Here is a 20,131-nt window from a genome sequence, read left to right as displayed (position 1 = left end):
CTTTCTGCGGGGGTCGGTGTCAGGCGGCGGCCACGGCACGGCGTTGCCGTGCCGGGCGCACGAAGTCGGGATGGAAGCTGCGCTCGGCGCCGCCTGGGAAACGGATCGTCAGGCTGCTGGCGTCGCCGCTGACCACCTCGCCAAGGCCGTAGCGCTTGACGCGCACCGCGGTGCCGGCGGCCAGCACCTGGATGGGCTGGGCACCGGCGTCAGCGGCCGCCTGCTGGGCGGCCTCGGCCTCGCGCAGCGCCTCGAAGGCCTGCAGCCGGCGGCAGCTGTCGCAGTGGCCGCAGGCGGGATGCCCGGCCTCGGGCTCGAAGTGGCGCAGCAGCACCTGCCAGCGGCAGGTGCCCGTCTGGGCATAGAAGACCATGGCCTCCAGCTCGGCCTTGTCCTGATCGCGTCGCTGCTCGCAGGCCTGCAGCACGCGGGCCAGGGCAGCGTCGTCCAGCCGGCGACCGGGGGCGGCGCGCCAGCGGCCTTGTCCGTCGCGGCGCACCAGCCGCTCGCCGGCCAGCAGGTTGAGGATGCCGCGCACCCGTGCGGCGGGCAGGTCGGCGGCTTCGGCCACCGCTTCGAGCTCGGCCGGCTCACCCGCCTGGCTCACCTGGCGCAGCACGGCGGAGACGGCCTCGCGGTCGGGGTAGCGGCCGGCCATGAAGAACTGCTGCACGCCGCGGTCGCCGCGCAGGTACAGCAGCGTGCAGTCCGCATCCTCGCCGTCGCGGCCGGCGCGGCCGGTCTCCTGGTAGTAGGCATCCAGGCCGGGCGGCAGCTGCAGGTGCACGATGAAGCGGATGTCGGGCTTGTCGATGCCCAGGCCGAAGGCGGGCGTGGCCACCATCACCCGCACCTCGCCGGCGATGAAGGCGTCCTGCACGCGGTTGCGGTCGGCAGCGTTCATCCGGCCGTGGTAGAGGCCGATGGACTGCGGCGGCTGGCCGGCGGCGTTGGCCGCTTCCTGCAGCAACGCATGCACGGCCTCGGCCTCGCGCACGGTGGCGGCATAGACGATGCCGGTGCCTTCGGTGGCCTGCACCAGGGCCACGGCGCGCTCGCGCTTGTCCTCCTCGTCCGCCTGCGGCTCCACGCGGTAGTGCAGGTTGGGCCGGTACACCCCGGCGCGCAGCAGGCCGCCGGCCGGGATGCCCAGCTGCGCCATCACCTCCTCGGCCACCTGCTCGGTGGCGGTGGCGGTCAGCGCCAGCACCGGCGGCTTGCCCAGCGCGCCGCGCAGCGGCGCCAGCTCCAGGTAGGCCGGCCGGAAGGCATGGCCCCACTGGCTGATGCAATGCGCCTCGTCGATGACCAGCAGGCCCACCGCGCGCCCGGTGTTCACCACCTCGGCAAAGCCGGGCTCGGCCGCCCGCTCCGGCGTGGTGAAGACGATGCGGGCGCTGCCATCGGCCACCGCGGCCTCGGTCGCGGCCAGGGCTTCGGCATTCAGGCCGCTGTGCCAGGCCACCGCGTCGATGCCCAGGTCGCACAGGCCGTCGCACTGGTCCTTCATCAAGGCGATGAGCGGCGACACCACCAGCGTGCGCTGCTCGCTCAGCAAGGCTGGGAGCTGGTAGCACAGCGACTTGCCGGCCCCGGTGGGCATCACGGCCAGCGTGGAATCGCCGCGCATCACACGGGCCACCACCTCGCCCTGGCCGGGCCGCAAGGCCCGCAGGCCGAACACCTGCCGCAGCGCCTGCAGCGCACGCGGCGGCAGGCCTTCGCGCGCCGGCGTGCGGCGGCGGATCTGTCGGGCCGCTGCGCTCAATGGGCGATGCCCGACTGCGGCCCGCCCAGGCTGCGTTGCAGGCTGATGCGGTAGACCGACGGCCGCTCGTACCGCGGCGCCCGGCCCCGGGCCGGCTGCGCGATCATCGGGTGATGCACCGTCGAAGCCACCTGCCGCTGCCCGCCCTGCCCCGCCTGCGCCTGCATCGGCGGCGGCATGTCGGGCGTGGTGCCCGGCACGGTGCCCGGCACCGGATCGGGCGCTGGCGAGGGCGAGGGCAAGGGGTCGCCGATCGGCGGCACGCCGGTGGGCAGGTCGGGCGGCGGCGGGGGCGGCATCACCGGCTCGGGCGGCACGCTCTGCGCGCGCCAGGCCGGCCGCGGTGCCAGCACGGCGCCGGTGCGGTGGCCGGCAGCCGGTACGGGCAGCGTCGAGAAGAAGTGGTGGGCGCGCATGGGCAGGGGCTCCAGGTTCGGCGCAGCCAGGCCGGCTGCGATACCGTTCTGGCAATGCCTGTACCTCCACCTTTCGCGCACCCCTTGCTACCGGGCCATGCCACCGCATGCCGCAAGATTTGCAGAACGGGGCCGGGACGCTGATGCCGATGGACACCCTGCTGTCGCGCCTGGCCGCGATCAGCGTGCGCGAATTGGTGCCGAGGCTGCTGCACGAGGGCATCAGCTACGGCTTCGACGACCGCACCGGTGGCTGGCATGTGGCCGGGCCGGCAGGCGGACTGGAAGGCAGCTTTTCCGAGGTGCGCGCGCTGAACTGCAGCCTGCACCGGCTGGGGCTGGCGGCCATCGACAACCTGGCCGGCGGCGGCGTGCTGGGCTTCGAGGCGCAGGCCGAGGCCGAACCCGGCGGCGGCTGCCGCCTGCACTGGCGGCTGAGTGGCCAGCCCGAGCGCCGCGGCGGCCTGGGCTTCCTGCAAGCGGCGGAGCGGCTGCAGCTGCGGCCACAGGCCGAGGGCAGCGCCCAGGGCCTGTGCCCCGCCAGCCAGGCGGCGGTGACGCTGGCCTGGCGGCGCACCGGCTTCGAGCTGCACGGCCACTACCTGCTGCGGCGGGCGTGGCGGCGTCCCGCGCCACCCCGCCCCACCTTCGGCAGCCGCCACCTGTGGCTGGTGCAGCCGGATGCGGTGCTGGCCGCCTCGGTGGCGCGCCAGGCGTCGCAGGAGGGCTGGACGGTGGCCATCCTGCATGGCTGCGAGGCCGCGCTGCAGCGGCTGCGCCAGCCGGCACCGGGTGAGGTGCTGCCCGCGCTGCTGGTGGTGTTCGCCCATGCGGCCATGGCGCCGGCCACCCTGCAGCGGCTGCGCCGCGGCCTGCCGCGCGGGGTGCACGCGGTGCTGGCGGTGGAAACCGGCTCGCTGTGGCTGGGGCATGCCGACACGGTGCCGGGCTACGAGCTGTGCTGCCACCCCTTCAGCCAGCGCGACTGGCAGGCCTGGGAACGCCTGCTGCGCCAGCCGCCGCCCGAGGCGCCGCAGCCGGGGAGCGACGCCGCCAGCCCGCTGAAGGTGCTGGTCGCCCAGCACGACGACGTGGCCCGCTGCCTGACCCAGTCGGTGCTGCAGGCTGCCGGCTACGAGGTGCATGCCGCGCGCGACATGCTGCAGGCGCTGGATGCCTGCCTGCGGCTGGCGCCCACGGTGCTGCTGCTGGACCCCGCGCTTGCCGGCCCGCCCGGCGAGCAGCTGCCGCGGCGGCTGCACAGGCTGCAGAGGGCCGGGCTGGCCCCGCCGTGCCGCATCGTGCTGCACGGCCCGGGCGTGGATGCGGCCCAGGCATGGCAGGCCCTGGCCGACGGCGTGGACGGCTTCGTGCCGCAGCCGGTGGACCTGCATGCGCTGCGCAGCGAGATGCGCCGATGGTGCGTCGCCCACGGGGCTTGAAAGGTCTGGTTGCAACCCCAGGGGCAGGCGTTGCCTCGAGCGGCACCGTTATTGCTGCAAGCCTGACAAACTTTTCCCCAGATGGTTGTCCGCATGCGGACCGAAGGAGTGTCCATGCCGGCCGATGCAGTAGGCGATGGTGGTTTGTCGTCCTGGTTGTCGGATGCGCTGCGCTTGCGGCAAAACGCGCTCGACGAAGCGCTACGGCGCCGTGCCGGCCCCGCGATGGTGGGCTGGCTGGTCAATGACATCCACCGCCTGACGGCCGAGTACGAATCGGCCCTTTACGTCGAGCAATCGCTGCGCGCGCTGGCCGCCCGCGGCCCGGTGAGTGACAACCGGTAAGCGAAAACCCTTGCTAGGCATCACCCTTGCATGAGTTTTGTCATGGACACACTGCAAACCCTCACGCCCGCCATCCACCCCGTTGTCGTGCAGAACGTGCCGGAAGCTGCTTCCGGTGCTGCGGACGAGTGGATGACCGATGCACTGCGCCGCGCCATCGAGCGTGTCAACGCCTGGCACTGGCAGCATGAACAGTCGCGCCTGCAGGCGATGCAGCAGCCCGCCTCCGACCTGAACTGACCCGTCCCACGGGGCCGCTTCAGCGGTCCTCGAACAGCTCGCGCAGCCGGTCGAAGTCCACCGGCTTGGTCAGGTGCGCATCGAAGCCGGACTGCAGCGCCTGGCGGGTGCTGGTTTCCAGCCCATAGCCCGACAACGCGATGAGCCGGCCGGCATAACCAGCCGCTCGGCTGCGCTTGGCCACCTCGAAGCCGGTGAGCGTGGGCAGGCCGATGTCCACCACCGCCACCTCGGGCAGCTCCTGCAGCAGCAGGGCCAGGCCCTGCTCGCCGTCGTTGGCGGTGCTCACGCGGTGGCCGTCCAGCTCCAGCACCGACTTCAGCGCATGCAGCGCGTCGTCGTTGTCCTCCACCAGCAGCACGCTGCGCCCGCGCTGCCGTCCCGGCGCGCCGCGCGCATCGGCCGGCGGCGGCGAGGCCACCAGCGGCAGCCGCACGCGGAACACGCTGCCGTCGCCATCGCTCTCGGCGGCCACGCTGCCCCCATGCAGCTGCACCAGCCGCTTGACCAGCGTGAGGCCCACGCCCAGGCCACCGGCGCGGCGGTCCAGCGAGCGCTCGCCCTGCACGAAGAGGTCGAACGCCCGTTCCAGCAGCTGCGGCGGAATGCCCACGCCGTTGTCGCGCACCTCCAGCACCGCTTCCTGGCCCTGCGGCATCACCTTCACCAGCACGCGCCCGCCGGGCGGCGTGTACTTCAGCGCATTGGTGAGCAGGTTGCCGGCCACCTGCTCGATGCGGGTGCTGTCGGCGTCGATCCAGGCTTCCTGCACGTCCATCGTCAGGGTGTGCTCGCGCACGTCGCCCGACAGCCGCATGGTGGCCACCAGCGACGACACCAGCTTGGCCAGGTCCAGCGGCCGGCGCTCCAGCACCACCTTGCCCGAGGCCACCCGGGCCATGTCCAGCAGGTCGTCCATCAGGTGGGCCAGGTGGCGGGTCTGGCGGCCGATGATGCCGCGTGCATCGTCGGCCTGCGGTCCGCCGCCGCCCAGCAGCTTCAGCACCTCGATGGCCGAGGCCACCGCATTGAGCGGATTGCGCAGCTCATGGCCCAGCATGGCCAGGAACTCGTCCTTGGCCTGGTTGGCCATCTCGGCCTCCCGCCGTGCGGCCTGCTCGCGTGCGATCAGGGCCACGCGCTCGCGGTCGGTCTCCAGCAGCTGCGCCTCGGCGCGCTTGCGGTCGGTGATGTCCAGCAGTGCCGCAATGGCCCCGCGCGAGGCGCCGTCGGTGTCCAGCAGCGGCACCGTCTGCATGATGACGAAGCGCGAATCGGCACCACCGCCGAAACGCAGCTCCAGCTCGCACACCGGCACCGGCTCGCCGGTGCGCGCGGCCACGGCCAGCGGCAGCTCCTCGCGGGACAGCAGCCGGCCTTCGTGCCAGATCTGCATCGGCACGTCCGCGGTGCCGGCAGGCGGGCGCATCAGGTCGGTGAGTGCGCGGTTGCGCAGCACCTTGCGGCACTGCGGGTCCTGCGCGAAGGCCAGGCCGATGGGGCTGCCGCGGAACAGCGCCTCGAACTCGTCGGCCTTGCGCTGCAGGCGCAGACGCGCGGCGGCTTCCTCGTGCCGCGCGGAAACCACCGCGTCGCGCAGCGCGGCGATCTCGCGCACCGGGCTGTCCGGCTCATGGCGGCCCGGCGCCAGGCCGCCACCGCCCGCGCCCAGGGCCTGCAGCGGCCCGGTCACGCGCCGCGCCATCCAAAGCGCCAGCGTGACCCCCAGCAGCAGGCACAAGGCGGCCGTGCTCACCGCGGTGACCAGCGCATGTCGGTGCAGCTGCTCGATGGGCTCGGCCAGCACGCCCACCGCCACGCCCCAGGGCGTGTCGCCCACCTTGTGCCAGGCCACGAAGGTGGGTGCACCGTCCAGCAGGTTGGTGCGGTGGACGCCCTGCGGCCGACCGCCCATCGCCTGCACCGCCCCCAGGGGCAGGCGCCGGCCCACGTAGCGCTCGGGCGACTCGGTGCGGGCGATCATGCGGTACTGGCCGTCGAACAGCGACGCATACCCGCCCTGCGCGCGGCCCAGCCGCAACAGCAGCTGCTGCCAGTGCGCCACGTCGATCCAGGTTCCCATGCGCACGCCCCCGCCCAGCGGCACGCTCAGCGCCACCAGGCGCCGGCCGCCGATCTCCACCAGGTCCGACACCGTGGCGGTGGGCACGGCCACGCGGTCGGGCAGCACGGTGCCGTTGCCCGCCACCACCTCGACCACGCGGCCTTGCGCGTCGGCAATGAACACCGCCTGCCAGCTGGGCCGCAGGCGCGGGCGCTCGCGCAGCCGGCCCACCAGCGCCTGCACGTCCACGCCGCCCGGCGCCGCCGCATCGGACAGCAGCACCAGCGCTTCCAGCGAGGCCACCAGTTCGCGGTCGATGCCTTCGGCCAGCACGTTGGCCGAGCGCTGCAGGCTGTCGGTCAGTCGCTCATGCTGGGACCGTACGTCGCGCAGGATCTGCAGCGACATGAACAAGGCCATCGGCACGCTGGCCAACAGGATCATGGCGACCAGGTAGGTGCGCAGCGAGGCAACGGGCCAACGGCGTGTGGTGGGCAATGGAGGGTGCGACGGAAGTGGCAAACCAAGGGTTCGAAGGGGCAATCGGCATGCCCGTTTCTGCAATGTGAGACGAGTTGTTTCCTGCTGTCCACGCCGCCCGTGCGGCGACGTCGGAACGCTTATGCTCCATGCCCCGAAGGGGCCTCCAGCGCCCCGAACCGGACCTTGTCAGTAGCAGTACCGGAGGAGTTCACCGATGAGCCACGCCCTGATCGTTGAGGACGATGCGGACGCGGCGCGCATGATGGCAGCGCTGATTGCGGAACAGCAATTCAGCGTGGCAACCGCGGGATCGTTACGCGATGCCCGCCGACAGCTCGCGCTGCAAAGACCCGATGTCGTGCTGCTCGATCTGCAGCTGCCGGACGGCAGCGGAATGGATCTTTTCGAAACACCGGACCTGATCAAGCACTCCGAGGTGGTGCTGATCACCGGCCATGCCAGCCTGGAGACCTCGATCCAGGCGCTGCGCTTCGGCGCGGCCGACTACATCACCAAGCCGGTGAGCAAGCGGCAGCTGCAGGGCATCCTGTCGCGCGTGATGCGGCCCGATGCGCTGCAGGCCGAGATCGGCCAGATGGAGGCCGAATGGGCCCGCAGCGGCCACTTCGGCCATCTGTGGGGCCGCAGCGCGGCCATGCAGCGGGTGTACCGGCAGATCGCGCGGGTGGCCATCACGTCCATCAGCGTGTTCGTCACCGGCGAGAGCGGCACCGGCAAGGAGGTGGTGGCTCGTTCGGTGCACGACCTCAGCCGTCGGCGTGCGCGGCCCTTCCTGGCCGTGAACTGCGGCGCCATCTCGCCCAACCTGATCGAAAGCGAGATCTTCGGCCACGAGAAGGGCAGCTTCACCGGCGCCGACCGCCAGCACCTGGGCTTCTNCGCACGGCGGCACGCTGTTCCTCGACGAGATCACCGAGATGCCGATCGAGCTGCAGGTCAAGCTGCTGCGGGTGCTGGAGACCGGCACCTTCATGCGCGTGGGCTCCACCCAGCTGCGCGAGGCCGACGTGCGGGTGATCGCCGCCACCAACCGGGCGCCCGAGCTGGCCGTGGCCGACCACAAGCTGCGCGAGGACCTGTTCTATCGCCTGAACGTCTTCCCGATCGAGCTGCCGCCGCTGCGCGAGCGGCGCGAGGACGTGCCGCTGCTGGCCGAGCATTTCCTGGCCGGCGTGTGCCAGCGGGAGGGCCACAGCCGCCGCTTCACGCCCAAGGCGCTGCAGGCGCTGCAGGCCTACCGCTGGCCGGGCAACGTGCGGGAGCTGCGCAACGTGGTGCAGCGGGTGTACGTGATGGCCGACGGCGACGACATCGGCGATGAATGGCTGCCGCGCGACAGCGGCGTGCCGCTGAGCATGTCGATGGCCGGCGAAGGCGGCGTGGCCGCGCCGCCGGCCGTGCCCTCGCTCACGCTGCCGCTGGGCACCTCGATGGCCGAGGCCGAGCGCCAGCTGATCCTGGCCACCTTCCAGCACTTCAACCGCCACAAGGAGCGCACCGCCGCCGCCCTGGGCGTGAGCATGAAGACGCTCTACAACCGCCTGAAGGAATATTCCCGAGGCGGCGACGACGCGATGGAGGCCACCGCGGCCGACCTGGCCGAGCCGCCTGCGGGCAGCTGAGGCTCGGCCCCGCCGAAGCGCGGGCCCGTCAGCCCGCCATCGCCTTGCGGCGTGCCGCGGGCTCGATGCGCAGCGCCTGCCGGTACTTGGTGACCGTGCGGCGCGCCACGCGCAGGCCCTGCTGCCACAGCAGCTGGGTGATCTCGGTGTCCGACAGCGGATGGCTGGCCTTCTCGTCCGCGATGATGTCGCGCACCAGGCCGCGGATGGCGGTGGGCGACAGCGAGGCGCCGCTGGGCATCACCATCGCCCGCGAGAAGAAGTGCTTGAGCTCGAACACGCCGGCCGGCGTGGCGATGTACTTGTTGCTGGTGACGCGCGAGACGGTGGACTCGTGCACGCCCACGGCCTCGGCGATCTCCTTTAGCCCCAGCGGCTTCATCGCCATCTCGCCGTAGTCCAGGAAGTGGTGCTGGCGGTCGATGACCGCCTGCGCCACCGCCACGATGGTGGAAAAGCGCTGCTCCACGTTGCGCACCGTCCAGCGCGCCTCCTGCAGGTGGCTGGCCAGGTCGGGGCAGGGCGCGCCGCGGTGGCGCTGGAACAGGTCCACCACCGTGCTGTTGAGCCGCAGCCGCGGCACCACCGCCGGATTCAGCACCGCCACCCAGCGGCCGCGGTAGCGGCGGGCGATGACGTCGGGCGTCACGTAGTGCACCGGCGGCGCGCCGAAGCGCCAGCCCGGCCGCGGGTCGAAGCGGCGGATACGCGCACAGGCCGCTTCCACGTCGGCCAGCGGATGGCCCACGCGGTGCGCCAGGGTCTCGCAATCGCGGGTGCCCAGCAGGCGCAGCTGCTCGCCGATGATGCGGCGGGCCAGCGCCCGCTGGTGGGGGCATTCGATCTCGCCGGTCTGCAGCAGCAGGCACTCCTGCACCGTGCGGGCGCCCACGCCAGCTGGGTCCAGCGACTGCACGCGGCGCACCGCGATGCGCACTTCCTCGTCGGTGGGCGGCGGGTCCATGGAATCGTCGGCGGTGAGCTCGAACGGATCGCCGCGCAGGTAGCCGTCGTCGTCCAGCAGCTCCACCACCGCCTTGGCCAGCGCCATGTCGCGCGGACCCAGCGGCAGCAGGTTGAGCTGGCCGTGCAGGTGGGTGTTGAGGCCGGTGCTGCTGGCCACCAGCTCGGTGGCCGACACCTCGGGCCCATCGCCCTTGTTGCCACCGGGCAGGGCTTCGTTCCAGGTGCCGGCATCGGGCGGCGGCTCGCTGTGGCCGTCGTCGGCGGCATTGTCGTAGTCGCTGGCCGCCTGGTCGGCGGGCGTCAGGTCTTCCCGCGGCGCGGTGGCGCTGCCAGGTTCGGCCAGCGGATTGACCAGGGCGGTGAGGCCGGGCGGCAACGGGGCGTCGTCGCCCTCGTCACCTTCAAGAAATGGGTTGCGGCCCAGGGTGTCGGCGATGGTCTGCGCAAAGTCGAGAGACGACATCTGCAACAGCCGGACAGCATGTTGCAGGCGGGGCGACAAGGCCTGGTTTTGCTGGTGTATGACGCGAAGGCTGCTGGCGGGCATGGGGTCGTTATCTCCTCTGGGAGGCTCTTTCCGCACCTTTCGTGCCGGCCCCGCAACAACCCTGCCTTCCCTCGGTGGAGCGCCTTCAGCCCGTGCCGGCGGGCACCGGTTTTGCCGGAAACGCCGCGTGAATTGCGGCAAGCCGGTTCAAGGGCGGCCGCCCGCCCGCAGCGCGACGATGACCTGCTGCAGCTTGTCGATGCCCAGCGGCTTGGTGAGCACGGCATCGAAGCCGGCGTCCACCACCTCCCGCGTGGCCAGCGTGCTGTAGCCGCTGTAGGCGATGGCCACCGGCTGCGGCAATGCCGCATCGGCCCGCACCGCGCGGATGAGTTCCACGCCCGACATCACCGGCATGCGCAGGTCGGACACCAGCACGTCGCATGGCGCGCTGCGCAGGCACTCCAGCGCCTGCTGCCCGTTCTCCGCCGTGGCCACCTCCGCCCCGCTCATCTCCAGCAAGGCCGCCAGTGGCACCAGCGCATCCACGCAGTCATCCACCAACAGCACATGCATGCCCTGAAGCCCGCCCCGCCCTGCGGCTGGCGCTGCCCCTGCCTGATTCATCCTGCTCTCCCTGCAGCCCACGTCGTGCCGCGCACGGCATGGCTGTATAGCGTCTCGCGGCAACAGGCATGCCGCCTGAAGCTGCGGGCAGCCGCAGTTCCAGGCGCTGCGGCGCTGGCATCGGGCAGTCGTCGTCGAGCATGCGTTCGAAGAACGCGGTGGCATCGCCGAGCAGCAGATCCTCGGTCAGCCGGCACCGCGTCGCTTCACCTGCGTTCATGGTGGTTCTCCAGTTGCATCCGGGCACATTCGGGCAAACCATGTGCCGGCTGGTGACATCCGGCTACAGATTTACACGATGCATACCTTGCAGCCACTTTTTGCCTTTGCTACACGCGGGCACGCCGTTTGATCCATGGCGGCATGAACGCACTGTCGCGCCACCGCACCCGCTGGGCCCGCTGGACCCTGCTTTCCGCCATTGCGTTGCCGCTGGTGGTGATGGCGTCGCTGCTGGTGTACAGCGCGCTGGAACGCTACGTATTCGGGCCGCTGCCGGCGGAAGCGCCGCTGGAAGTCTCGGTCACGGCCAACATGTGGTGGTGGGAAGTGCGCTACCGCCACCCCCGCACCGGCGCCGAAGTGGTGAGCGCGAATGAGCTGCGCATCCCGGTCGGCCGCAAGGTGCGGCTGTCGCTGCGCTCCAGCGACGTGGTGCACAGCTTCCGCGTGCCGCCGCTCAGCGGCCGAACCGACATCATGCCGGGCCAGGTGCAGCACCTGGACATCACCGCCTGGCGGCCCGCGGTGTACCGCGGCGAATGCGCCGAATTCACCGCCAACGGCATCAGCCGCATGAGCCTGCAGGTGGTGGCGGTGGCGCCGGAGGGCTTCGCACGCTGGCTGGAGCGCGAGGCCGAGCCGGCGCATGCGGACGAAGGCGTGGTGCCGGCGCTGGGCCGGCAGGCCTTCATCGACCACGGCTGCACCGCCTGCCACACGGTGCGCGGCGTGTCCGAGGCCACCGGCGGTGGCCCGGACCTCACCCACGTGGGCCGGCGCCTGACCCTGGCGGCCGGCCTGCTGGACAACGACAGCGCGCAGATGGCCCACTGGATACGCCACGCCGAGGCCTTGAAGCCCGGCGCCGGCATGCCTTCGTACGGCGCGATGCCGGCGGCCACGGTGCAGGCGGTGGCGGTCTACCTCACCGGGCTGCGCTGAGTCACCGGGTCGCGCCGAGGCGCGCGGCCTTCAGCGCCCGGGCTGGCCGGGTTCGTCGTCGGCTGCGCTGCGAAGCGGGTCGGTGATGGCCTTGCCCAGCGACTCCAGCACGTTGTCGTCGTCGTTCACCCGCACGCCGGAGCGCTTGACGCCGGTGCTGTCGGGCAGCTCGGTCTCGGTGCCGTCCTCGCGGGCCGCGGCCTCGCGGTCGGCCCAGTCGCCGTCCACCGGCTGCGGCTTGCCCGCCGGGCTGATGCCGGGCTGGTCGTCGGGCGAGGTGCTGGCCCGGGCCAGGCCGGCGTCGATGGTGGTGGCCTGCCCGCCCACATCGCCTGCATCCTGCGGACGATGGCGCTGGTCCGGGGTGGCCAGCGGTCGGTCGGTGGAATCGGTGATGCTCATGGCTGCTCCTTGGTCTGAAGCTGCATGCTGCCCCGCGGGCTGACACCAGGCTGCGGGGCGATGGCGCGATGGGGCGTGCGGGGTGTCCTACAGAAACCAGACAGCGGCCGGCACCTGGATTGCTGCGCGGAAGGCATGGACATGCAACGCATCGAGCTCTCGGAACCCGGCGCGCTGGAACGCTGGGCAGCGCAGCTGGCCGTGCCAGTGCCGGTGCTGGAGGAAGCGCTGCGCCGCGTGGGCACCGACCTCGACAAGGTCAAGGGCTACCTGGCCGCCCATCCGCAGCCGGCCGCACCCGGCAACGACGGCTGAGCGGAGGCCCCTAGCCGACGGTGGCGCGGGGCCGCTCGCCGGCCAGGGCCTGCAGCAGGTTGCTGGTGGCCAGTTCGGCCATCGCCTGCCGCGTCTCGTGCGTGGCCGAGCCGATGTGCGGCAGCGGCGTGACCTTCGGATGCGTGCGCAGCGGCGAATCCAGCGGCAGCGGCTCGGTGGCGAACACGTCCAGCCCGGCGGCGCGCAGGTGCCCGCCGTCCAGCGCCTGCAGCAGCGCCGCCTCATCCACCACGCCGCCGCGCGAGCCATTGACCAAGATGGCGCCCGGCTTCATCACCGCAAAGCGCGCGGCATCCATCAGGCCGCGGGTTTCGTCGGTCAGCGGCACCGTCAGCGCCACGATGTCGGACTGCGCCAGCACGTCATGCAGCGGCAGCTGGCGCGCATGCGCCGCCAGCGCCGGCAGCTCGGCCGGCACATCCACCGCCGAACGGTTGTGGAACAGCACCGGCATGCCGAAGCCCAGCGCCGCCCGCCGTGCGAGCGCCTGGCCGATGCGACCAAAGCCGACGATGCCCAGCGTCTTGCCGTGCACGTCCCAGCCGAACAGCCGCTCGTCGATGTTGCGCTGCCAGCGGCCTTCGCGCACATGGTTGGCCAGCTCCACCAGGCGGCGGCTGGTGGCCATCACCAGCGCGAACAGCGTGTCGGCCGTGGTCTCGGTCAGCACGCCGGGCGTGTGGCACAGCATCACGCCGCGTGCACACAGCGCGGGCAGGTCGTAGTTGTCGATGCCCACCGAGATGCTGGAGACCACGCGCAGCGCCGGCGCCTGGGCCAGCACCTCCGCGCCGATGGGATAGCTGGAGCCGATGAGGCCTTGCGCCCGCGGCAGCGCCGCGAAGAAGGCATCGCGCTGCGCCTCGATGCGCGGGTTGGCGACGGTGACCTCATGCACCGCCTGCAGCCGCGCCAACTGGTCGGGCGGCAGCTCGCGGAACACGAGCACCTGCTGGCGCGGCACGGCCGTCACAGCGCGGCGGCCTGCAGTTCGGCCTGGGTGGGCAGCCCTTCGGTGTCACCCAGCACCTGCACGGCGCGGGCGCCGATCCAGGCACCGCGGCGCACCGCGTGCAGCAGCGGCCGGCCCTCCAGCAGCGCGCTGATCACGCCCACCGCAAAGCCGTCGCCGGCGCCCACGGTGTCCACCACCTGCGCCACTGGAAAGCCCGGCACATGCCCGCTGGCCTCGGCGCTGCTGAAGTACGCGCCGGCCGGGCCGAGCTTGACCACGACCACCTGGGCGCCGCGGTCGCGGTAGAAGGCGGCGATGCCTTCGGGCGTGTCGGCGCCGGTCAGCAGCCGGCCTTCCTCCAGGCCCGGCAGCACCCAGTCCGCCTTCGCGGCCAATGCGTTGATGGCCTCGCGCATCACCTCGGTCGAGGCCCACAGCGTGGGCCGCAGGTTGGGGTCGAACGAGATGCTGCGGCCGGCCTCGCGCATCAGCCGCATCGCCTCGTGCGCGGTGGCCAGGCAGTTGGCCGACAGCGCCGCGAACACGCCGGTGGCATGCAGGTGGCGCGCGCCGGTCACCCACGGCACGTCGATGTCGGCAGGCACGATCTGGCTGGCCGCCGAGCCCTTGCGGTGGTACTCCACCGGCGGGTCGCTGCCGTCGGTCACCCGGCCCTTGAACAGGAAGCCGGTGCGCTGCGCGGCGTCGCACACCACGTGCGAGCAGTCGATGCCCTCGGCCTGCATGGCCTTGAGCAGGTAGCGGCCCATGGATTCGGCGCCCAGCCGGCTCACCCAGCCCACGCCCAGGCCCAGCCGCGCCAGGCCGATGGCCACGTTGGTCTCGGCGCCGGCGGTGCGCTTGTGGAAGCTGGTCACGTCTTCCAGCGGGCCGGGCTCGGCGGCGACGAACATCTGCATCGCCTCGCCGAAGGTCACCACGTCCAGGGGCTTCATCACAGGCTCCGGCTCAGTGCGCGCAGCAGGTCGACCTGCGTGCGGGTGACGGCCAGCAGGTCGTCACCGATCAGGGGATATTCGATGGCCCAGGGCACACCGCGCGGCATCGCGTCGATCAGGGTGCGCCAGGGCGCGGCCGAGTCGGCCAGCGGCACCGCCACCCACTTGGCGGGCAGCCGCTGCACGCCCTTGCAGTGCACGTAACCCACGCGGCTGGCCAGCGCCTGCGCCGCCTGCAACGGGCATTCGCCCAGCCAGTGCCAGTTGCCCATGTCGAACACCATCGGCAGCGGCAGCGCCGCATCGGCCGCGGCCTCGAAGAAGGGCACCAGCGCGCGTACCGTGCCCGCGGTGGGCGTCTGGTCGTTCTCGATCACCAGCTCGATGCCCACGGCCTGCTGCAGCCGCAGGCGCAGCGCGGGAAGGGCCTCGGCCGAGGCGTTGCGCGAGGCCGCGCCATAGCCGCCGATGGACATCTTCAGCCGCGGTGCCTGCAGCCGGGCGGCCGCCGCCAGCGCGCGATCCAGCGCGGCGGCGTCCAGCGTGCCATTGGCCGCGAACAGGCCTTCGGGGCTGGAGTACACCGTGGCCAGGCCCAGTTGCAGCGTGGCGTCGGCCAGCGCATCCAGCTCGGCCGCGGCATTCGTCAGCAGCTCGCCGCGCACCTCCACGCCATCGGCACCGGCCTCCGCCGCCAGCCGTGTGAACCAGAGCTGGCCGTGCCGGCGCACCTCGGCCGCGCCGAAGGACGACAACGAGATCAACAGCGGTGCCTTGTTCATGCGTGCTGCGCGCTGCTGAGGATCTGCCCCAGGAACGCCTGCGTCTTGGGGTGCTGCGGCTGGCCGAAGAACTGCTGCGGCGGCGCCTGCTCCAGGATGCGGCCTTCGGCCATGAAGATCACGCGGTCGGCCACGCTGCGGGCGAAGCCCATCTCGTGCGTCACGCACAGCATGGTCATGCCGTCCTCGGCCAGGCCGATCATGGTGTCCAGCACTTCCTTGACCATCTCGGGGTCCAGCGCCGAGGTGGGCTCGTCGAACAGCATGATCTTCGGCGTCATGCACAGCGCGCGGGCGATGGCCACGCGCTGCTGCTGGCCGCCCGAGAGCTGCGCCGGGTACTTGCGCGCCTGCTCCGGGATGCGCACCCGCTCCAGGTACTTCATGGCAGTGGCCTCGGCCTCCGCCTGCGACACGCCGCGGGTGCTCATCGGCGCCAGGGTGCAGTTCTGCAGCACCGTCAGGTGCGGGAACAGGTTGAACTGCTGGAACACCATGCCGACTTCCTTGCGCACCGCATCCACGTTGCGCGGGTTGGCAGTGAGGTCGATGCCATCGACCACGATGCGGCCCTGCTGCACCGTCTCCAGCCGGTTGATGCAGCGGATCAGCGTCGACTTGCCCGAGCCCGAGGGCCCGCAGATGACGATGCGCTCACCGGCCCGCACCTGCAGGTCGATGCCGGTCAGCACCTGGAACTGCCCGTACCACTTGTTGACGTTCTCGATGCGGATGATGGGCTCGGCGGCGGTGTTCATCGCGGGCTGTGCCTTCTTCAGTTGGCGGCGGGCAGCTGCGGCAGCGGCGTGCCCAGCCACTTGGTGTAGAGCTTGTTCAGCTCGCCGTTGGCGGTGTTCTTCTCGATCAGGCCGTCCATCGTCTTCTGCAGGTCGGCCTGGCCCGGACGCATGGCCACGGCCATCAGCTGCTGGCGCAGCACCAGCTTCTGCTCGAAGGTGTCGGCACCGGCGCGCTTGGCGATCTGCGCCGCCACGGTGGTCGAGCAGCCGATGGCGTCGACCTGGCCCGACAGCAGCGCCTGCATGGCCGAGGCGTCGTCGTCGAAGCGGCGGATCTCGGTGCCCTCGGGCGCGATGGCGGTCAGCGCGGTGTCCTGCGTGCTGGCGCGGGCCACGGCCACGCGCACGCCCTTCAGGTCGGCCGGCGCCTTGATGTTGGCCTTCTTCGGAGCGAACAGCACGATGGTGGCCGCCGAGTAGGGGCGGGAGAACTGCACCTGCTTGGCCCGCTCCGGCGTGACGGCCAGCGAGGCGATCAGCACGTCAACCTTGTTGGTCAGCAGGTAGGGAATGCGGTTGGGGCCGGTGACGGGCACCAGGTTGAGCTTGACGCCCAGGTCCTTGGCCAGCAGCCTGGCCACGTCGGCGTCGTAGCCGTCGGGGTTGTTGCTGCTGTCCACCGTGCCGTAGGGCGGAAAGTCCACCAGCATGCCGACCGTCAGCGTGCCCTTCTTCTTGATCTCTTCGGCGGTCTGCGCCTGGGCCAGCGGCGCCCAGGCGGCCAGCAGGGTGCTGCAGGCCAGGGCGGCGGCAGCGGCGACGAAGGGGCGGCGGGACGTGGTGGACATCGGTGTCTCCGGTGATGAAGGGGAAGAAGCGCGAATCAGCGCTGCAGCGCCAGGGCCTGGCGGCGCTCGATGCGGCCGGCCCAGATCGACAGCGGCCAGCACAGCAGGAAGTAGATGGCCCCCACCACGCTGAACACGATCAGCGGCTGGAAGGTGGCGTTGTTGATGATCTGCCCGGCGCGGGTGATCTCGGTGAAGCCGATGATGGCCGCCAGCGAGGTGCCCTTGATCACCTGCACCATGTAGCCCACGGTGGGCGGCAACGCGATCTTGAAGGCCTGCGGCAGCACCACGCGGCGCATGCGGGCCACGTAGTGCAGGCCCAGCGCCTCGGCCGCCTCCCACTGGCCGCGCGGCACTGCCTGGATGCAGCCGCGCCAGATCTCGCCCAGGAAGGCGCCGGTGTTGAGCACCAGCGCCGTGCCGGCCGCGATCCACGGGCTGACTTCCAGCCCCAGCACCGGAAGGCCGAAGAAGATGAGGAACAGCTGCAGCAGCAGCGGCGTGCCCTGGAACACCTGGATGAAGGCACCGGCGGCGCGCACCAGTGCGGGCCGCTCCGAGGTACGGGCCAGCGCCAGCGCGAGGCCCACCACCGCCCCGCCGACGAAGGCGATGAGCGACAGCGCGATGGTCCACTGCGCCGCGGCGGCGATGAACCAGAGGTCGTTGAGGCCGAAGGTACGCATCAGCGGCGGTCCGGATAGGAGAGCACCCGGCGCTGCACCAGGCGGAACAGCGCCGAGAAGGCCATGGCCAGCGCCAGGTAGATCAGCGCCACCACGATGTAGATCTCGAAGCTGCGGAAGGTCTGCGACTGCAGGTTGGCCGCCACCGAGGTGAGGTCGTCGGCCGAGATCACCGACACCACGCTGCTGCTGAGCATCAGCAGGATGAACTGGCTGGTGAGCGCCGGGAAGATGGCGCGCAGCGCCGGCTTGAGCACGATGAGCCGGAAGATCTGGTGGCGCTTCATGTTCAGCGCCAGGCCGGCCTCGATCTGGCCCTTGGGAATCGACTCGATGCCGGCGCGGATGATCTCGGTGGCATAGGCGCCCAGGTTCACCACCATCGCCGTGAGCGCCGCGGTGTACGGCGACCAGCGCAGGCCGATGGCCGGCAACGCGAAGAAGAAGAAGAACAGCTGCACCAGGAACGGCGTGTTGCGGATCAGCTCGATGTAGGCCTGGATGACGAAGCGCACCGGCTTGGGCCCCGAGGTCTTGCCCCAGGCGCACACGATGGCCACCAGCAGCCCGAGCACCGTGGCCGTCAGCGACAGCTGGATGGTGATCCACGTGCCCTTGAGCAACAGCGGCCAGGCGGCCAGCACGTCGGCGAATTGGAGGGTGTAGTTCAACGGGTACTGCTTTCGGCGCGGTGTCCGGCGGGACGCTGTGAAACCGGTTTCTTGACAGGTTCAGTGTAGGAAACCGGTTTCAGGATGGGATTGGGGGTTTCCCGGGGGCATGACAATCGACCATGGACAAACACGTGCTGCAACAGCAGGTGCTGGCGCGGCTGGCCGAAGACCTGCTGCAAGCCGAACAGGCCGTACGGGTGGCCCACGAGGCGGCGACGCACGAAGAGAACATCGCCGAAAACAAGTACGACACCCTGGGGCTCGAAGCCGCCTACCTGGCCACCGGCCAGGCGCGTCGCGTCGAAGCCATCCGCCAGGCGATGGCTGTGTGGCGCCAGTTCCGCCCCAGCCCCTACGACAGCAGCAAAGGCATACAGCTCGGCGCGCTGGTCTGCCTCGTCGATGCCGATGACAGGCAGCAGCAGCTCTTCATCGGCCCGGCGGGGGGCAGCATGAAGCTGGGCATTGGCGCGCAACTCGTCCAGGTCATCAGCAGCAAAGCGCCGTTGGGCCAGGCGATGCTGGGCAAGTGCGAGGGCGACGAGGTGTCGATCCACGTCGCGACAGGGCGGCAGCAGTTCGAGGTGCTGCGGGTTGACTGAGGCTGCGGCGCAGCGCTTGCGGTCGGTCATGGGCCGACTCCGCGGCCTTGGCACTCGGCCAGGAACGGTCTTCGTCCTATCGGCCCGGCGGCAGTGGTTCTCGAAAGATCAGGTTGGCAAGTTCGCGCCCGCCTCGCGACACATCCTGCTGAGCGCCGAGCTGCGCTTGACCAGGAAAGCCAGGAGCAGTTCCGCATACCGCGGACTGACGGCTTGCTGGATGGAGGGGCGCCTGGCCAGCGCTTTGCGCCACCGCCGTACCTTGGGCAGGTCGTCCCAGAACCCGAAGTCGGCGATGCTGTCGAACACGTCGAAGTACCGGAACACCGGACCGTAGACCGCATCGACGATGCTGAAGGATGCGCCCGCAAAGAACGGCCCCGATCCCAGTGCGGCCTCCAGTTGCTGGAACTTCTCCCGGATGTCCGCTGCCCGGGCCTTCAGCGTTTGCCCGTCGGGGGCGTTGTAGAACGCTCCGATGAGGTTCAGCACGCTGGAGCCGAATTCCATCCACGAGCGGTGTCGGGCGCGCTCCAGCGCGTTGGCAGGGTGCAAGCGCGGCAGCGTCGTGTCGTCCAGGTACTCGCAGATCACAGCCGACTCGAAGATGGCCTCTTTGCCGATGAGCAGCACGGGCGTCCTGCCCAGCGGCGACACGCGCAGGAACCAATCGGGCTTGCGCGCCAGGTCGATGTCCCGCCGCTCGGACGGCACCTCCTTCTCGGCCAGCACGATGGCCGCGCGCTGCACGTAGGGACACAGCGCGTGAGACACCAGGACGAGCGGCGTACTCACTTCAGGAGCCCTTCGGCACGCAGGGCGTCCTGGGCCGCCGGTCGTGACGACACGCGGCCCATGTAGGCCAGGAGGTTCGGGTACTTCGTGAGGGGCAGTCCCAGGAAGTTCGACCAGTTGACGATGGTGAAGGCATAGGCGTCGGCCACGCTGTACTCGCCCGCCAGGTACGGCTGCGTGCCCACCAGTGCATCGAGCTCGGCGAAGCGGGTGGCAAGCTTGTCCTTGACCGCATGGCGTGTCGACTCCGCAGTCTCCTTGTGCCAGAGCCACGGGCTGAAGACCTTGTGCAGTTCCGTGCTGACGAAGGTCAGCCACTCCACCACCGCGAGCCGGCGCGCCGAGCCCGCCGCGCCGATCAGGCGCTGCTGCGGATCCAGGTCTGCGACGTACTGCAGCAGTGCGGATGCCTCGGTATGGCGCGAGCCGTCGTCGAGCTGCAGCAGCGGCACATAGCCGCGCGGAGAGACGGTGCGGTAGTCGGTGCCGTCAGCGGTGACCGACTTGGCGAGGTCGACGGAGACGGCGTCGAACCTCGCGCCGACTTCACGGAGTGCGATATGGACGGCGAGGGAGCAGGCGCCAGGGGCGAAGTAGAGCTTCATGGGAGTGACCTTTCGGTGAGGGATGAGCGATGGGGCCCGCAGCACCATCGCCAAGGGAGGGAAGTTGACGACGAGCCCACTGTAGGATTGCCTCCGAG

At 71.0% G+C, this 20,131-nt stretch carries 23 protein-coding genes and 1 pseudogene; 8 read left to right on the top strand and 16 right to left on the bottom strand.

Features of this window, described 5'->3' with window-relative positions:
• Positions 1–19: 19 nt before the first annotated feature.
• Entirely contained in the window at positions 20–1,768 is a 1,749-nt protein-coding gene (locus VO99_RS28260) for a RecQ family ATP-dependent DNA helicase (RefSeq protein ID WP_046116283.1), read from the bottom strand.
• Positions 1,765–2,184 (bottom strand): hypothetical protein, encoded by a 420-nt coding sequence (locus tag VO99_RS31670; protein WP_052736704.1) that lies wholly within the window; start codon positions 2,182–2,184, stop codon positions 1,765–1,767. The genes VO99_RS28260 and VO99_RS31670 overlap by 4 nt, the downstream gene beginning before the upstream one ends.
• A gap of 143 nt (positions 2,185–2,327) precedes the next feature.
• Here VO99_RS31670 and VO99_RS28250 point away from each other — a divergent pair, with 143 nt between their 5' ends.
• From VO99_RS28250 to VO99_RS28240, 3 genes are all read left to right on the top strand, one after another.
• Positions 2,328–3,626, top strand: a complete 1,299-nt coding sequence (locus VO99_RS28250) for a response regulator (protein ID WP_198157113.1) — start codon at positions 2,328–2,330, stop codon at positions 3,624–3,626.
• Positions 3,627–3,740: 114 nt separating this feature from the next.
• A complete protein-coding gene (locus VO99_RS28245; RefSeq protein WP_157039864.1) occupies positions 3,741–3,971 on the top strand; it encodes a hypothetical protein in 231 nt (76 codons plus the stop codon).
• A 42-nt stretch (positions 3,972–4,013) separates the two neighbouring features.
• On the top strand, positions 4,014–4,211 hold the full coding sequence (locus VO99_RS28240) for a hypothetical protein (protein ID WP_046116280.1): 198 nt from the start codon (positions 4,014–4,016) through the stop codon (positions 4,209–4,211).
• A gap of 19 nt (positions 4,212–4,230) precedes the next feature.
• Here the strand turns inward: VO99_RS28240 and VO99_RS29300 are convergent, their stop codons facing one another.
• Positions 4,231–6,720 (bottom strand): ATP-binding protein, encoded by a 2,490-nt coding sequence (locus tag VO99_RS29300; RefSeq protein WP_157039863.1) that lies wholly within the window; start codon positions 6,718–6,720, stop codon positions 4,231–4,233.
• Between the two features lie 253 nt (positions 6,721–6,973).
• Between VO99_RS29300 and VO99_RS31665 the strand changes: the two are divergent.
• Together VO99_RS31665 and VO99_RS31660 are read left to right on the top strand one after the other, a co-directional pair.
• Positions 6,974–7,658, top strand: a pseudogene (locus VO99_RS31665) (sigma-54-dependent transcriptional regulator); the annotation flags it as partial.
• A gap of 1 nt (position 7,659) precedes the next feature.
• On the top strand, positions 7,660–8,402 hold a 743-nt coding region (locus tag VO99_RS31660; protein ID WP_232315624.1), incomplete at its 5' end, for a sigma 54-interacting transcriptional regulator.
• A 28-nt stretch (positions 8,403–8,430) separates the two neighbouring features.
• On the opposite strand, the gene rpoN is transcribed toward VO99_RS31660, so the two are convergent.
• The 3 genes from rpoN to VO99_RS31120 all read right to left on the bottom strand — a co-directional run bounded on the left by rpoN (position 8,431) and on the right by VO99_RS31120 (position 10,702).
• Complete coding sequence (gene rpoN, locus VO99_RS28225) at positions 8,431–9,915, bottom strand: RNA polymerase factor sigma-54 (protein WP_046116279.1); 1,485 nt, start codon at positions 9,913–9,915, stop codon at positions 8,431–8,433.
• A 147-nt stretch (positions 9,916–10,062) separates the two neighbouring features.
• Positions 10,063–10,431: a response regulator gene (locus VO99_RS31125; protein ID WP_046116278.1), complete on the bottom strand. Its 369-nt coding sequence runs from the start codon at positions 10,429–10,431 to the stop codon at positions 10,063–10,065.
• Entirely contained in the window at positions 10,409–10,702 is a 294-nt protein-coding gene (locus VO99_RS31120; RefSeq protein ID WP_198157112.1) for a hypothetical protein, read from the bottom strand. Before VO99_RS31120 ends, VO99_RS31125 begins: the two co-directional genes overlap by 23 nt.
• A gap of 143 nt (positions 10,703–10,845) precedes the next feature.
• On the opposite strand from VO99_RS31120, the gene VO99_RS28215 reads away from it, so the two are divergent.
• Entirely contained in the window at positions 10,846–11,646 is an 801-nt protein-coding gene (locus VO99_RS28215; protein WP_157039862.1) for a c-type cytochrome, read from the top strand.
• A 30-nt stretch (positions 11,647–11,676) separates the two neighbouring features.
• Here VO99_RS28215 and VO99_RS28210 read toward each other — a convergent pair whose 3' ends face one another.
• The gene (locus VO99_RS28210; RefSeq protein WP_046116277.1) at positions 11,677–12,048 is read right to left on the bottom strand and encodes a hypothetical protein; all 372 of its coding nucleotides are present in this window, start codon (positions 12,046–12,048) and stop codon (positions 11,677–11,679) included.
• Positions 12,049–12,183: 135 nt separating this feature from the next.
• On the opposite strand from VO99_RS28210, the gene VO99_RS31115 reads away from it, so the two are divergent.
• Positions 12,184–12,363, top strand: a complete 180-nt coding sequence (locus VO99_RS31115; protein ID WP_046116276.1) for a DUF3606 domain-containing protein — start codon at positions 12,184–12,186, stop codon at positions 12,361–12,363.
• A 10-nt stretch (positions 12,364–12,373) separates the two neighbouring features.
• On the opposite strand, the gene VO99_RS28200 is transcribed toward VO99_RS31115, so the two are convergent.
• From VO99_RS28200 to VO99_RS28170, 7 genes are read right to left on the bottom strand one after another with little or no spacing between them, the layout of a single operon-like run.
• Positions 12,374–13,348 carry a 2-hydroxyacid dehydrogenase gene (locus tag VO99_RS28200; RefSeq protein ID WP_375136424.1) on the bottom strand — a complete coding sequence of 325 codons (975 nt, stop codon included), beginning with the start codon at positions 13,346–13,348 and terminating at the stop codon, positions 12,374–12,376.
• Positions 13,349–13,353: 5 nt separating this feature from the next.
• Positions 13,354–14,295 (bottom strand): sugar kinase, encoded by a 942-nt coding sequence (locus VO99_RS28195; RefSeq protein ID WP_046116274.1) that lies wholly within the window; start codon positions 14,293–14,295, stop codon positions 13,354–13,356.
• Positions 14,295–15,080: a sugar phosphate isomerase/epimerase family protein gene (locus VO99_RS28190; protein ID WP_046116273.1), complete on the bottom strand. Its 786-nt coding sequence runs from the start codon at positions 15,078–15,080 to the stop codon at positions 14,295–14,297. The genes VO99_RS28195 and VO99_RS28190 overlap by 1 nt, the downstream gene beginning before the upstream one ends.
• The gene (locus VO99_RS28185) at positions 15,077–15,838 is read right to left on the bottom strand and encodes an amino acid ABC transporter ATP-binding protein (protein WP_046116272.1); all 762 of its coding nucleotides are present in this window, start codon (positions 15,836–15,838) and stop codon (positions 15,077–15,079) included. The genes VO99_RS28190 and VO99_RS28185 overlap by 4 nt, the downstream gene beginning before the upstream one ends.
• A gap of 17 nt (positions 15,839–15,855) precedes the next feature.
• Positions 15,856–16,668, bottom strand: coding sequence for a transporter substrate-binding domain-containing protein (locus VO99_RS28180; protein WP_046116271.1), 813 nt, complete (start codon positions 16,666–16,668; stop codon positions 15,856–15,858).
• 35 nt (positions 16,669–16,703) lie between these two features.
• A complete protein-coding gene (locus VO99_RS28175; protein WP_046116270.1) occupies positions 16,704–17,357 on the bottom strand; it encodes an amino acid ABC transporter permease in 654 nt (217 codons plus the stop codon).
• Positions 17,357–18,028 carry an amino acid ABC transporter permease gene (locus VO99_RS28170; RefSeq protein WP_046116269.1) on the bottom strand — a complete coding sequence of 224 codons (672 nt, stop codon included), beginning with the start codon at positions 18,026–18,028 and terminating at the stop codon, positions 17,357–17,359. The genes VO99_RS28175 and VO99_RS28170 overlap by 1 nt, the downstream gene beginning before the upstream one ends.
• 122 nt (positions 18,029–18,150) lie before the next feature.
• On the opposite strand from VO99_RS28170, the gene VO99_RS28165 reads away from it, so the two are divergent.
• Positions 18,151–18,633 (top strand): GreA/GreB family elongation factor, encoded by a 483-nt coding sequence (locus VO99_RS28165; RefSeq protein WP_046116268.1) that lies wholly within the window; start codon positions 18,151–18,153, stop codon positions 18,631–18,633.
• A 108-nt stretch (positions 18,634–18,741) separates the two neighbouring features.
• Here the strand turns inward: VO99_RS28165 and VO99_RS28160 are convergent, their stop codons facing one another.
• Positions 18,742–19,428, bottom strand: a complete 687-nt coding sequence (locus tag VO99_RS28160; protein ID WP_046116267.1) for a glutathione S-transferase family protein — start codon at positions 19,426–19,428, stop codon at positions 18,742–18,744.
• A complete protein-coding gene (gene gstA, locus VO99_RS28155) occupies positions 19,425–20,033 on the bottom strand; it encodes a glutathione transferase GstA (protein ID WP_046116266.1) in 609 nt (202 codons plus the stop codon). Before gstA ends, VO99_RS28160 begins: the two co-directional genes overlap by 4 nt.
• Between the last annotated feature and the right edge of the window lie 98 nt (positions 20,034–20,131).

The organism is Aquincola tertiaricarbonis (assembly GCF_000969605.1).
In the GTDB taxonomy this organism is placed as follows: Bacteria; Pseudomonadota; Gammaproteobacteria; order Burkholderiales; family Burkholderiaceae_C; genus Aquincola; species Aquincola tertiaricarbonis.
The sequence above is the reverse complement of the archived record's forward strand: the minus strand, read 5'-3'. Positions and strand labels throughout refer to the sequence as shown.